Annotated in this window: 8 protein-coding genes; 1 reads left to right on the top strand and 7 read right to left on the bottom strand. The window is 68.5% G+C overall.

The genetic code is table 11. From position 1 onward, the window contains the following. Positions 1-59: 59 nt before the first annotated feature. The 6 genes from kdsA to PO78_RS16070 all read right to left on the bottom strand — a co-directional run bounded on the left by kdsA (position 60) and on the right by PO78_RS16070 (position 10,775). Positions 60-899 carry a 3-deoxy-8-phosphooctulonate synthase gene (kdsA, locus tag PO78_RS16095; protein ID WP_004305924.1) on the bottom strand — a complete coding sequence of 280 codons (840 nt, stop codon included), beginning with the start codon at positions 897-899 and terminating at the stop codon, positions 60-62. Continuing rightward, on the bottom strand, positions 896-2,548 hold the full coding sequence (locus PO78_RS16090) for a CTP synthase (protein WP_004305926.1): 1,653 nt from the start codon (positions 2,546-2,548) through the stop codon (positions 896-898). Before PO78_RS16090 ends, kdsA begins: the two co-directional genes overlap by 4 nt. Before the next feature lie 82 nt (positions 2,549-2,630). Next, complete coding sequence (locus PO78_RS16085; RefSeq protein WP_043745191.1) at positions 2,631-7,460, bottom strand: NAD-glutamate dehydrogenase; 4,830 nt, start codon at positions 7,458-7,460, stop codon at positions 2,631-2,633. Positions 7,461-7,676: 216 nt separating this feature from the next. After that, positions 7,677-8,219 (bottom strand): isochorismatase family protein, encoded by a 543-nt coding sequence (locus PO78_RS16080; RefSeq protein ID WP_004305930.1) that lies wholly within the window; start codon positions 8,217-8,219, stop codon positions 7,677-7,679. A 14-nt stretch (positions 8,220-8,233) separates the two neighbouring features. Beyond that, the gene (locus PO78_RS16075; protein WP_043745187.1) at positions 8,234-10,222 is read right to left on the bottom strand and encodes an acetoacetate--CoA ligase; all 1,989 of its coding nucleotides are present in this window, start codon (positions 10,220-10,222) and stop codon (positions 8,234-8,236) included. 133 nt (positions 10,223-10,355) lie between these two features. Continuing rightward, complete coding sequence (locus PO78_RS16070) at positions 10,356-10,775, bottom strand: acyl-CoA thioesterase (protein WP_043745184.1); 420 nt, start codon at positions 10,773-10,775, stop codon at positions 10,356-10,358. Between the two features lie 187 nt (positions 10,776-10,962). On the opposite strand from PO78_RS16070, the gene PO78_RS16065 reads away from it, so the two are divergent. Then, positions 10,963-12,600 carry an electron transfer flavoprotein-ubiquinone oxidoreductase gene (locus tag PO78_RS16065; RefSeq protein ID WP_043745181.1) on the top strand — a complete coding sequence of 546 codons (1,638 nt, stop codon included), beginning with the start codon at positions 10,963-10,965 and terminating at the stop codon, positions 12,598-12,600. Here the strand turns inward: PO78_RS16065 and PO78_RS16060 are convergent. Then, positions 12,585-13,160: a GrpB family protein gene (locus tag PO78_RS16060; RefSeq protein ID WP_004317132.1), complete on the bottom strand. Its 576-nt coding sequence runs from the start codon at positions 13,158-13,160 to the stop codon at positions 12,585-12,587. The genes PO78_RS16065 and PO78_RS16060 overlap by 16 nt on opposite strands. Positions 13,161-13,273: the final 113 nt, after the last annotated feature.

The raw sequence follows: 13,273 nt of genomic DNA, 5'->3' as shown, positions 1-13,273 counted from the left end.
AGCGGCGACGGATGACGCGCATCAGTCCGCCGGTAGCCGCATTCCCGAAAAATGGGGTCTCAGAGCGTGGTCTCGAGGAAACCCTGGCGCTTGACCAGCGCGTCGATGTCCTTGAGCACGGTCAGCAGCGCCTTCATCTTCGGCAGCGGCCAGGCGTTGGGGCCGTCGGACAGCGCCTTGGCGGGGTCCGGGTGGGTCTCCATGAAAAGGCCCGCCACGCCCACGGCGACCGCGGCGCGCGCCAGCACCGGCACGAACTCGCGCTGGCCACCCGAGGCGGTTCCCTGCCCGCCCGGCAGCTGCACCGAGTGGGTAGCGTCGAACACCACCGGGCAGCCGGTGTCGCGCATGATCGCCAGCGCACGCATGTCGGAGACGAGGTTGTTGTAGCCGAAGGAGGCGCCGCGCTCGCACACCATGATGGTGTCGGCGCCGCCATTGGCCTCGCGCGCCTTGTCGGCGACGTTCTTCATGTCGCCGGGGGCGAGGAACTGGCCCTTCTTGATGTTCACCGGCTTGCCGCTGGCCGCCACCGCGTGGATGAAATCGGTCTGGCGGCACAGGAAGGCCGGGGTCTGCAGCACGTCGACCACCGCGGCGACGGTCGGGATCTCCTCGATCGTGTGCACGTCGGTCAGCACCGGAAGGCCGAGCTGCTTCTTGACCGCCTCGAGCATCTTCAGGCCGGCGTCCATGCCATGGCCGCGGAAGCTCTTGCCCGAGCTGCGGTTGGCCTTGTCGTACGAAGCCTTGAAGATGTAAGGGATGCCCAGCTCGGCGCAGATCTCCTTCATCTGCCCGGCGATGTCCAGGCACATCTGCTCGGATTCGGCCACGCAGGGGCCGGAGATCAGGAACACCGGCTTGTCGAGGCCGACTTCGAAACCGCAGAGATTCATGCTTCGCTCCTCGGGGCCGCAGCCTGCTTGTGCGCGATCGCAGCCTTCACATAAGCGGTGAACAGCGGATGACCCTTGCGCGGGTTGGAGGTGAATTCGGGGTGGAACTGACAGCCGACGAACCACGGATGCACGTCCGCAGGCAGCTCGACCATCTCGCACAGGTCGGTAACGGGCGCGCGGCCCGACACCACCAGGCCCTTGTCTTCGAGCCTGGCGAGCAGGGTGTTGTTCACCTCGTAGCGGTGGCGGTGACGCTCCATGACCTCGGGGGCGCCGTAGATCGAACGCGCCAGCGTGCCTTCCTTGAGCAGGCAGAGCTGGCCACCGAGGCGCATGGTGCCGCCGAGGTCGGACTCCTCGGAGCGCTTCTCGATCTTGCCCGTGCGGTCCTTCCACTCGGTGATGAGGCCGATCACCGGGAACCTGGTGTCGCGCTCGAACTCGGTCGAGTGCGCGCCTTCCATGCCGGCGACGTCGCGGGCGAACTCCACCACCGCGAGCTGCATGCCGAGACAGATGCCCAGATAGGGCACCTTGTTCTCGCGCGCATAGCGGATGGCCGCGATCTTGCCCTCGGTCCCGCGCTTGCCGAAGCCGCCCGGCACCAGGATGGCATCCATCGACTCGAGCACATCGCAACCGTCGCGCTCGATATCCTCCGAGTCGATGTAGTGGATCCTGACCTTCGACTCGGTATGCATGCCGGCGTGGTTGAGCGACTCGATCAGCGACTTGTACGACTCGGTAAGGTCCACGTACTTGCCGACGAAACCGATATCCACGGTCTGCTTCGGGTTCTCGAGCGCGTGGATGAGCCTGTCCCACACCGAGAGGTCGGCCGCGCGCGCGAGGATGTCGAGCTTGTGGCAGACGATCTGGTCGAGCATCTGGTCATGCAGCTGACCGGGGATCTTGTAGATCGAGTCGGCGTCCAGGCACTCGATGACCGCCTCGGGCATCACGTTGCAGAACAGCGCGATCTTGCGGCGCTCGTCTTCCGGCACCGGACGGTCGGCGCGGCACAGCAGGATGTCGGGCTGGATGCCGATCTCGCGCAGCTCCTTCACCGAGTGCTGGGTCGGCTTGGTCTTCAGTTCACCGGCGGTCGGAATGTAGGGCAGCAGCGTGAGGTGGATGAAGCAGGTGCCGTGGCGGCCCTCTTCGAAGCCCATCTGGCGGATGGCCTCCAGGAAGGGCAGCGATTCGATGTCGCCCACCGTGCCGCCGACCTCGACGATCGCCACGTCGGCGCCCTCGGCGCCACGCTTGACGTAAGCCTTGATCTCGTCAGTGATGTGCGGGATGACCTGCACGGTCTTGCCCAGGTACTCGCCGCGGCGCTCCTTCTTCAGCACCGACTCGTAGATCTGGCCGGTGGTGAAGTTGTTGCGCTTGCTCATCTTGGCGCTGGTGAAGCGCTCGTAATGGCCGAGGTCGAGGTCGGTCTCGGCGCCGTCTTCGGTGACGAAGACCTCGCCGTGCTGGAACGGGCTCATGGTGCCCGGATCGACGTTGATGTAGGGGTCCAGCTTGAGGTGCGTGACCTTGATGCCGCGGGACTCGAGGATCGCCCCGAGGGACGCTGCGGCGATGCCCTTGCCCAGGGAGGACACGACACCACCGGTGACGAAGACGTATTTGGTCATGGGAGCTGTACTGCGGGAAAGCGCGATGATAACCGATGCACCCGAACCGCGTCAGCAGTCCGGGTGCCTCCCGCGCGATCGCTCAGGCCATGCCGCGCAGCTCGCGCAGCAGCACCGACAGCATCGCCATGTCGATCGTCGGCGCGCTGCGGATTTCGGCGAGGAGCTGCTGGTAGCGCTCGAGCGGCACCGCGGCACGCTCGCGCCCGGCATTCAGCACGCCCTCGGTGTCCGCGCCCTCGGGCGCGTTGCGCAGCGCCGCGCTGGTGAGCTCGCGGGCGAGCGAGGACAGATCGCTGCGCAGCGCGCCGCGCGCCAGGCTCTGCCAGCGCGTGTCCGCGGGCAGCCCGGAGATCTGGCGGCCGAGCCAGTGCAGGTCGAATTCGCCCCCGAGGGCGAAATACACCCGCGCCACCGTGGCCTCGTCACGCCCCTGCTCCACCGCCACCTCGACCAGGTCGAGCGCCGAGTAAAGCTCTTCGAGCGCGGCCACCCGCTTCGCCAGCGCCTCGGGCACGCCCTGCCCCACCCGGCGCGCCACCGCGGCGTCGAGCTCGGCGCGATAGGCGGGGGCGACGTAGTCGGCCAGCCCCTCGGCGAGCGCCGCCACGCCAGGCGAGAAATGCGCGCTCGTCGCCTGCAGGTCGGCCAGCCAGCGGCGGTGACGCAGGAACCACAGCGTGCCGCGCTGCACCAGGCGGCCCGACTCCTGGATGAGCTCGGTCTGCACCGCGTCGGCGATGCGGTTGTCGAGGGCCTCGATCTCGCGCCACAGCGCCACCAGGCCGAAGACCTCGCGGGTGGCCATGTAGGCGCGCACCACGTCCGCCGCCGAGGCGCCGAGCTCGGCCCTGAGCCGGCTGACGAAGGTGGGCCCGACGCGGTTGATCATGCTGTTGACCACGTGGGTCGAGATGATCTCGCGGCGCAGCGGGTGGATCCGGATCTGCGCCGGGAAGCGCTCGCGCAGCGGGCCGGGAAAGTAGCGCTCGAGCGCGGTGCGGATGTAGGGGTCCTCCGGCACGTCGGAGGCGAGCACCTCGTCGTAGAGCTCGATCTTGCTGTAGGCGAGCAGCACCGCCAGCTCGGGGCTGGTGAGGCCGACGCCGGCGGCCTTGCGCTCGGCGATCTCCTCGTCGTCGGGCAGGTACTCGAGCTTGCGGTTGAGCCGCCCGGCCTGCACCAGGCGGCGGATGAACTCCGCCTGCTCGTCGAGCAGCGCCACGCCGCGCGCGCGCGTGACCGACAGCACCTGGGTCTGGGCGTAGTTGTCGCGCAGCACCAGGATGCCGACCTCGTCGGTCATGTCGGCGAGGAGCTCGTTGCGCTGCTTGAGCGTGAGCTCGCCCTCGGCGATCACCCCGCCGAGCAGGATCTTGATGTTGACCTCGTGGTCGGAACAGTCCACCCCGCCGGAGTTGTCGATCGCGTCGGTGTTGATGCGCCCGCCCGCGAGCGCGAACTCGATGCGGCCGAGCTGGGTGGCGCCGAGGTTGCCGCCCTCGCCGAAGACCTTGCAGCGCAGTTCGCCGCCATTGACGCGCACCGCGTCATTGGCGCGGTCGCCCACCGCCGCGTCGGTCTGGCTGGCGGCCTTGATGTAGGTGCCGATGCCGCCGTTGTAGACCAGCTCGACCGGTGCGGTGAGGATGGCGCGGATCAACTCGGTCGGGGTCAAGCCCAGGGGCGCGGCCTGGATGTCGAGTGCCGCGCGCGCCTCGGGCGACAGCGTGATGGACTTCGCGCTGCGCGGCCACACTCCGCCACCCTGCGAGATCAGCGCGCGGTCGTAGTCGTCCCAGCTCGAGCGCGGCAGCGCGAACATGCGCGCGCGCTCTTCCCACGAGCGTGCCGGGTCGGGATCGGGGTCGATGAAGATGTGGCGGTGGTCGAAGGCCGCCACCAGGCGGATCTGTTTCGACAGCAGCATGCCGTTGCCGAACACGTCGCCCGACATGTCGCCGATGCCGACCACGGTGAAGGGTTCCTGCTGGATGTCCTTGCCCATCTCGCGGAAGTGGCGCTTGACCGCCTCCCAGGCGCCGCGTGCGGTGATGCCCATCTTCTTGTGGTCGTAGCCCACCGAGCCGCCCGAGGCGAAGGCGTCGCCCAGCCAGAAGCCATACTCGGCCGAGACCTGGTTGGCGTAGTCGGAGAAGCTCGCCGTGCCCTTGTCGGCTGCCACCACCAGGTAGGGGTCGTCCTCGTCGTGGCGCACCACGTCCGCCGGCGGCACCACCGCGCCCTGCACCAGGTTGTCGGTAAGGTCGAGCAGGCCGCGCAGGAAGTTGCGGTAGCAGGCCACGCCCTCGGCGAGCAGGGCCTCGCGCCCGCCCTCCGCAGGCGGGCACTTGACCACGAAGCCGCCCTTGGAGCCCACCGGCACGATCACCGCGTTCTTGACGATCTGCGCCTTCACCAGGCCGAGGATCTCGGTGCGGAAGTCCTCCATGCGGTCCGACCAGCGCAGGCCGCCGCGCGCGACCTTGCCGCCGCGCAGGTGCACGCCCTCGAAGCGCGGCGAATAAACGAAGATCTCGAACATCGGCAGCGGCTGCGGCAGGTTGGGAATCTTCGACGGCAGGAACTTGAACGAGAGGTAGGCCTTGGGGGCGCCGTCCGCGCCGCGCTGGAACCAGTTGGTGCGCAGGGTCGCCTGCATGAGGGCGAGAAACTGGCGCAGGATGCGGTCCTCGTCGAGGTTGGCCACCTGATCGAGCGCGGCCTCGATGGCCGCCACCTGCGTCGCGCACGCGGCCTCGCGATCGCCCGCGAGCGCCGGGTCGAAGCGCGCGCGGAAGAGTTGCAGCAGCGCACGCGCGAACTGTGGATAGGCCGCCAGCGTCTGCTCCATGTAGGCGAGGCTGAAGGTGAACGCCGCCTGGCGCATGTGGCGGGCGTAGGCGCGCAGCACCGCCACCTCACGCCACGACAGCCCGGCGAGCAGCACCAGGCGGTTGAAATCGTCGTTCTCGGCGGCGCCGCGCCAGGCCGCGAGGAAGGCCTCCTGAAAGAGCGGGCGGATGTCGTGGATGTTGAGGTTCTCGGCACCGGCAAACTGCAGGCCGAAGTCGTGCAGCCACACCGTGCTGCCGTCCTGGCGCTCGATCTCGGAGGGGCGCTCGTCCATCACCTTCACGCCCATCTTCTCGAGCATCGGCAGGCTCTGCGACAGCGGTACCGGGCTGCCCAGGTGGTAGAGCCGCAGGGCGAGCCGGCCCGCGCGCACCTCGAGCGGCACGTAGAGGTTGAGCCCGAGCGCCGCGTCGTCGGCGAGCGCCTCCATCTGCTCGATGTCGAACACCGCCATGCGCGCGGAGTATTCCTCGCGGTAGCCGGCCGGGAAGCCCTCGCCGTAGCGCCGCATCAGCGCCAGGCCGCGCTCCTCGCCGCACTGCTCGACGAGCGCCTGCTGCAGCTCGTCCTCCCAGCGCCGCGCCGCACGGATCAGGCGCTGCTCGATCTCGCGCACGTCGAAGGCGGGGATCCGACCCTCGGGCGTGCGCACCGTGATGAGGATGCGCGCGAGCGCCGAATCCGAAAACTGCACGTCGAACTCGGCGGCGTTGCCCTTGAAGGCATCGATCAGCACCGCCTGCATGCGCTCGCGCTGGTCGGTGTTGTAGTGCTCGCGCGGCACGTAGATCAGGCACGACACGAAGCGCTCGAAGGGATCGACGCGCACGAAGAGGCGCGTGCGCAGGCGCTCGCCGAGGCGCAGGATGCCCATGGCGTGGGCGTGGAGCTCGTCGGTCTCGATCTGGAACAGCTCGTCGCGCGGGTAGCGCTCGAGCAGGGTCTGCAGCGCCTTGGCGGCGTGGCCGCCGGGCAGCAGGCCGGCACGCTCGAACACGGCCTCCACCTTGCGCCGCAGCAGCGGGATCTGGCGCGGGCTGGCGCTGTAGGCGGTGGAGGCGAGCAGGCCGATCACGCGACGCTCGCCATTCACCCGGCCGTCGGCCCCGAAGGTCTTGATGCCGACGAAGTCGAGATAGCCGGGCCGGTGCACCGTGGAGCGCGAGTTCGACTTTGTGACCGTGAGCAGATGCGGCAGGTGGGCCTGCGCGCGCAGCTGCGGCGGCAGCGCAGCAAAGGAGCGCGACTGCCCCTCGTCACCGTCGCCGCGCAGCAGGCCCAGTCCGGAGCCGGGGACGATGCGCAGCTCGTTGCCCTCGCCGGTCTCGACCAGCGCGTAGTCGCGGCAGCCGAGCAGCACGAAGTTGTCGGCGGCGAGCCAGTCGAGGAAGGCGCGCACCTCCTGCGTCTCCTCGGCGTCGATGCTGACCGGCAGCTCGTCGAGCCCTGCGGTGATGCCGGCCAGGCGCTCGCGCATCGCCGACCAGTCGCGGACCGCGGCGCGCACGTCGGCAAGCACATGCTCGATGCCTTGCTGCAGCGCAACGAGGTCGCCCGGGTCGGTGCGGCGGTCGACCTCCAGGTGCATGATCGACTCGAAGCCGACACCCTCGCCCTGCTCGCCGCGCTCCGCCACACGCACGAAGCCGCCCTCGGCATCACGCGCGACGTTCATCACCGGATGGATGATCAGGTGCAGGGTGAGACCCTGGCGCGCGACCTCCATGGTGATCGAGTCGACGAGGAAGGGCATGTCCTCGCCGGCGATCTCCACCACGGTGTGCGGGCACTCCCAGCCGTGCTCGTCCAGCCGCGGGTTGAATGCGCGCACCTTGCTGCCGTCCTGGCGGCGGGCGACGAAGTGCCACTGGCTGAGCACGGCGCCGTAGAGATCGCCCACCGGGAGGTCTTCCAGGTCCTCGGGCGCCACCTGGGCGAAAAAGCGGCTCGCGAACGCACACACCCCTTCGGCCTGCTCGGCGGGCATCCGGGTGCGAATCTGCTCGATCACCGCCTCGACCTGCGTGGCCAGCCGGCCTGCTTCCCGTGTCTCCATCTCCAACCTCCCGCTTGCGCTTTTGGATACGGCGGGACGGTCTGCGAGCTCGGTATGGACAGCGTCGAGGGAGCGCACATCGCATCGCCGTGGAACGAAGCGGTCAGGCTAGAACAACCCGTCCGGCATGGATACGCACGTTTTCCCTAGTTCGGGACGCGCACGCGCCAGGGGCCGGACGGGGTGATCCTGCAGGGCCGGCCTTGCCGGCCATCCTCAGCGGATGAAGTCGCGATTGACTTCGCGGAAGAGCTCGGTGCCGCCGCGCTGCAGCCACTCGAAGGCGACCATCTCGCGCGACACGATCTCGATGCCATGGCCGCGCATGCGCTCGAAGGCGAGGTCGCGGTTGGCCGGAGCGCGCGAGCCCGAGGCCTCGGCGACGATGAAGACCTGCTTGCCGGCGCCGCGCAGGTCGAGCGCGGTCTGCTGCACGCAGACATGGGCCTCGGTGCCGCACAGGATCACCTGCTCGCAGCCGGCGACCGCGGTCTGGTCGAGGCAGCCATCGGCCTGGGCGGAGAAGAACTGCTTGCCCACGTAATGCGCACCGGCGGTCGCCGCGCGCACCGCCTCGACGGTGCCGCCGATCTTCTCGGGGAAGTGCTCGGTGACCACCACCGGCACGCCGATGCGCTCGGCGACGCGCGCAAGCCACACGCAGGCCTCGACCACCGCGGCGTTGTCGTGGATGAAGGGGGCGAGCTTCGCCTGCACGTCGATCACCAGCAGCACCGACTTCTTCGGGTTCATCAGCATGTCTTCGATCCTCCTCAGCCCTGCAGCTCGGCGCGGTCGCGGAAGTGCGCCAGTGCCTCGGGGTTGGCCAGCGCCTCCTGGTTCTTCACCGGGCGCCCGTGCACCACGTTGCGCACCGCCAGTTCGACGATCTTGCCGCTCTTGGTGCGCGGGATGTCGGCCACCTGCAGCACCTTGGCCGGCACGTGACGCGGCGTGGTGTTGTCGCGGATGGTCTGGCGAATGCGCCTGGTCAGGTCGTCATCGAGCGCGAGCCCCTCGCGCAGCTTTACGAACAGCACCACGCGCACGTCGTTGGGGTTCTGCGGCGGCCAGTCCTGGCCGATCACGAGCGACTCGACCACCTCGTGCAGCTTCTCGACCTGGCGGTAGATCTCGGCGGTGCCGATGCGCACCCCGCCCGGGTTCAGCGTGGCGTCCGACCTGCCGTAGATGACCAGGCCGCCGTGCGCGGTGATCTCGCAGAAGTCGCCGTGGCACCAGACATTGGGAAAGCGATCGAAGTAGGCGGCGTGGTACTTGCTGCCGTCGGCGTCGTTCCAGAACCCGATCGGCATCACCGGGAAGGGCTTCGCGCACACCAGCTCGCCCTTCTCGCCGCGCACCGGGCGGCCGTCGTCGTCCCACACGTCCACCGCCATGCCGAGGCCGCGGCACTGGATCTCGCCGCGCCACACCGGCAGCACCGGGGAGCCGAGCACGAAGCAGGAGATGATGTCGGTGCCACCCGAGATGGAGGAGAGCTGCAGATCGGCCTTGATGTCGCGATAGACGTAGTCGAAGCCCTCGGGCACCAGCGGGCTGCCGGTGCTCATCATCGCGCGCACCGTGTCGAGCTTGTGGGTCTCCCGCGGCTTGAGCCCGAACTTGGCGGCGGCGTCGAGGAACTTGGCCGAGGTGCCGAAGTGCGTCATCGCTTCGGCGTCGGCGTAGTCGAAGAGGATGCGGTTGTCGCCGGCGAAGGGCGAGCCGTCGTAGAGCAGCAGCGTGGCCTCGGCGGCGAGCGCGGAGACCAGCCAGTTCCACATCATCCAGCCGCAGGTGGTGAAGTAGAACACGCGGTCTCCCGGCTTCACGTCGCCGTGCAGCTTGTGTTCCTTGAGGTGCTGCAGCAGCGCGCCGCCGGCGCAGTGCACGATGCACTTGGGCACGCCGGTGGTGCCCGAGGAGTACATGATGTAGAGCGGGTGGTCGAAGGGCAGCTGCGCGAACTCGATATCGTCGACGAAGTGGAAGGGCGCGACGAAGTCGGCGAGCATGCGCGCGTGCGGCACGTGCGAGAGGTCGTGCTCGCGATGCACGTAGGGCACGACCACGACGCGCTTGACCGAGGGCAGCTGGGCGACGATCTCGCCGAGCTTGCCGAGCACATCCACCGTCTTGCCGCCGTAGTAGTAGCCGTCGCAGGCCACCAGCACCTTGGGTTCGGTCTGGCCGAAGCGGTCGAGCACGCCCTGCACGCCGAAGTCGGGCGAGGCCGAGGTGAAGATGGCGCCGAGGCTGGCCGCGGCCAGCATGGCGACGACGGTCTCGGGCAGGTTGGGCATGTAGGCGGCGACGCGGTCGCCGGCCACCACGCCCTGCTCCTTGAGCGCCGCGGCGAAGTGGGCCACGGCGCGGTAAAGCTCGCCGTGGCTCATGCGGTTCATCACCCGGTCCTCGCCCCAGAACACGATCGCGTCATGCGCGTCGCGCGAACGCAGCAGGTTCTGCGCGAAGTTCAGGCGGGCGTCGGGGAACCAGCGCGCGCCGGGCATCTTGTGGCCATCGACGAGCACGCGCTCGCCGCGCGTGCCGATCACGCCGCCACCGACGCCGTCGCCCTCCCAAACGCTCGTCCAGAACGGCTCGGGGTGCTCCACCGACCAGGCGTGCAGCGCCTCGTAATCGGGCAGCGAGACCTTCCAGCGCTGCTCGGCCGCGAGCCGGAAGGCGGTCACGTTGGCGGCGGCGATGCGCTCGGGGGACGGGGTCCACAGGGGTTTCTGCTCAGTCGGATACATCGGGTCTCCTCTCCATCCTCTTGTGTCGATGATTGGGGGTCAAAACTCTGGGGGTCGAAACTGGGCGGCCACGCTTCGCGGACGGAACGGGTGACCGCACTGCGCGGCCGGGCACTCGGCGGCCGGCGCCAATTCAGGCCACGGGCTGGTCGAACAGCGCGCGCACGACATCCGGAATCGGCGCCGACTTGCCGGTGCGCATGTCCATCCACACCGTCTTGGCCGCACCTTCGGCGTACAGGCGCTCGTCGCCGTCGACGAAGAGCTCGTACCAGGTCATCACGCTGCTCCGCCCCGGATCGCCTGCATACATCTTGATGACGACGGTCGCAGGATAATTCACCGGCGCGAGGAAGGTGCAGCTGGCATTGATGATCACCGGCCCCACCGGCTCCTCGACGCTGACGCGGGAACCCATCCGTTCGAGCCACTCGACGCGGGTCTGCTCGAAATAGCGGAAATAGACCGTGTTGTTGACATGCCCGTAGGCGTCCATGTCCCCCCAGCGCACCGGCATGCGGGTGGTGTAGATCAGCTTCGCGTTCGGACTCATCCGACGATCTCCTCTTGTATATGGGGCGGGCTAATGTAACATACGCCCCCGTATGTTTGTTCGCCCCTGCGCCCGCACGCTGCGCCAGCGCAAGCCCACCGGCGGCGGGGATTCGCATGAAGGGTTAAACTGCAGGCATGCGCGTCTCGCGGCGCGAGCCAAGGCAAGAAGATACGAGGAGAACGGTATGGAACGCGAATCGATGGAATTCGATGTGCTGATCGTCGGTGGCGGGCCCGCGGGCCTGGCTGCGGCGATCCGCATGAAGCAGCTCGCCGAGTCGAAAGGCAGCGAGCTCTCGGTGTGCCTGATCGAGAAGGGCGCCGAGATCGGCGCCCACATCCTGTCCGGCGCGGTCATCGATCCGCGCTCGCTCAACGAGCTGATCCCCGACTGGAAGGACAAGGGCGCCCCGCTCACCACCGCGGTCACCGAGGACCAGGTGCTGTTCCTTTCCGAGACCGGCGTGCGTCGCGTTCCGCCCGCACTCACCCCCGACTGCTTCGAGAACCACGGCAACTACATCGTGCGCCTGGGCAATCTCGTCAAGTGGCTGGGCGAGCAGGCCGAGGCCGCCGGCATCGAGGTCTACCCCGGCTTCGCCGCGGCCGAGATCCTCTACGACGAGTCCGGCGCGGTGAAGGGCGTCGCCACCGGCGACATGGGCCTCAACCGTGACGGCACCCCCGGCCCGCACCACCAGGCGGGCATGGAGCTGCACGCCAAGTACACGCTGTTCGCCGAGGGCTGTCGCGGCCACCTCGGCAAGCAGCTGGAGGCGAAGTACAAGCTGCGCGAGGGCGTCGACCCGCAGACCTACGGCATCGGCATCAAGGAGCTGTGGGAAGTGAAGCCCGAGCAGCATCGCCCGGGTCTCGTCGTGCACACCGCCGGCTGGCCGATGGACAACCGCACCTATGGCGGCGGCTTCATCTACCACCTCGAGGACAACCTGGTCGCGCTCGGCTTCGTGGTCGGCCTCAACTACGAGAACCCGCACCTGTCGCCCTTCGACGAGATGCAGCGCTGGAAGACCCACGCCGAGGTACGCATGCACATCGAAGGCGGCAAGCGCCTGGCCTACGGCGCGCGCGCCATCGCCACCGGCAACATCCAGAGCCTGCCGCGGCTGATCTTCCCGGGCGGCGGCCTGATCGGCGACGACGCCGGCTTCCTCAACGCCGCCCGCATCAAGGGCACGCACACCGCGATCAAGTCGGGCATGCTCGCCGCCGAAGCGGCCTTCGACGCGCTCGCCGCGAATCGCCAGCGCGACGCGCTCACCGCCTACCCGGCCGCCTTCCGCGACTCCTGGCTGTACGCCGAACTGCACAAATACCGCAACTTCAAGCCGCTGATGAAGAAGGGCCTGTGGATGGGCTCCTTCCTCTTCGGCATGGACCAGATGCTGTTCCGCGGCAAGGCCCCCTGGACGCTGCACAACTCGTCGGACCACGACAAGCTCAAACCGGCTTCCGAGTGCCCGAAGATCGACTATCCGAAGCCCGACGGCGTGCTCACCTTCGACCGCCTGTCCTCGGTCTTCCTCTCGAACACCAACCACGAGGAAGAGCAGCCCTGCCACCTGCAGCTGAAGGATCCGTCGGTGGCGATCGCGGTGAACCTGGCCAAGTACGACGCTCCCGAGCAGCGCTATTGCCCCGCCGGCGTGTACGAGATCGTCCGCGAAGAATCCGGGCCCCGCCTGCAGATCAACGCGCAGAACTGTATCCACTGCAAGACCTGCGACATCAAGGACCCGACGCAGAACATCAACTGGGTCGTGCCGCAGGGTGGCGAAGGGCCGATCTACCAAGGGATGTGATCCCGCCGCACCGCCCGCATCACCTCGCGCACGAAGCACGTCTTCGCCTTCGCGTAGGCGATGCGGTCGTCGGGATATTGGGCCGCAATGCGCTGCTTGAGTGCGCCATACGCTCGCGCGACTTCGGAATGCGCGCGCAGGTAGTCGCGGAACCGCAGGCGCCCCCACTCCGACGAGCCCGCCTCGACAAAATGGATGTGATGCGTGCGCCGGCCCGCAGCATCGCGGCGGATGAACCACGCGTACTCCATGCCGGGCAGCCCGTGCCCGGGGGCGCGCCAGAAGAACTCGTAGCCCAGCGCCCGCAGCAGCGGTGCGATGCGCTCCGCTACGTCCTCCATCGAGCGTACCTCGACCAGCATGTCGATGATCGGCTTGGCCGCCAGGCCGGGCACCGCGGTGCTGCCGAAGTGCTCGATGCGCCCGATCAGCTCCGCCGGCAGGGCCGCACGCAGCCGCGCCACCTCCTCGGCGAAGAGCCCCGGCCAGGCCGGATCGTAGGGCACGATCTCGACGCGCTCCCGGAGCGCGCGTTCGATGTGGCGGGGCTTGGGGTTCATGCTCGAAATCGTGACCTCGAGGCTTCGCAGCGTGCCAACGGGGGCAGACGGCCGCGCGATCGGGACCGGCGCGCCCGCCTCGGCTGCACGACTGCGCTGAATGATGCGCCGAT

The sequence above is a fragment of the Thauera sp. SWB20 genome, assembly GCF_000831325.1.
GTDB classification, from domain to species: domain Bacteria; phylum Pseudomonadota; class Gammaproteobacteria; order Burkholderiales; family Rhodocyclaceae; genus Thauera; species Thauera aminoaromatica.
The sequence above is the reverse complement of the archived record's forward strand: the minus strand, read 5'-3'. Positions and strand labels throughout refer to the sequence as shown.

Coding starts and splice junctions, on each gene's coding strand:
- kdsA (WP_004305924.1), bottom strand. CDS start 899: ATGAATCTCTGCGGTTTCGAAGTCGGCCTCGACAAGCCGGTGTTCCTG.
- PO78_RS16090 (WP_004305926.1), bottom strand. CDS start 2,548: ATGACCAAATACGTCTTCGTCACCGGTGGTGTCGTGTCCTCCCTGGGC.
- PO78_RS16085 (WP_043745191.1), bottom strand. CDS start 7,460: ATGGAGACACGGGAAGCAGGCCGGCTGGCCACGCAGGTCGAGGCGGTG.
- PO78_RS16080 (WP_004305930.1), bottom strand. CDS start 8,219: ATGCTGATGAACCCGAAGAAGTCGGTGCTGCTGGTGATCGACGTGCAG.
- PO78_RS16075 (WP_043745187.1), bottom strand. CDS start 10,222: ATGTATCCGACTGAGCAGAAACCCCTGTGGACCCCGTCCCCCGAGCGC.
- PO78_RS16070 (WP_043745184.1), bottom strand. CDS start 10,775: ATGAGTCCGAACGCGAAGCTGATCTACACCACCCGCATGCCGGTGCGC.
- PO78_RS16065 (WP_043745181.1), top strand. CDS start 10,963: ATGGAACGCGAATCGATGGAATTCGATGTGCTGATCGTCGGTGGCGGG.
- PO78_RS16060 (WP_004317132.1), bottom strand. CDS start 13,160: ATGAACCCCAAGCCCCGCCACATCGAACGCGCGCTCCGGGAGCGCGTC.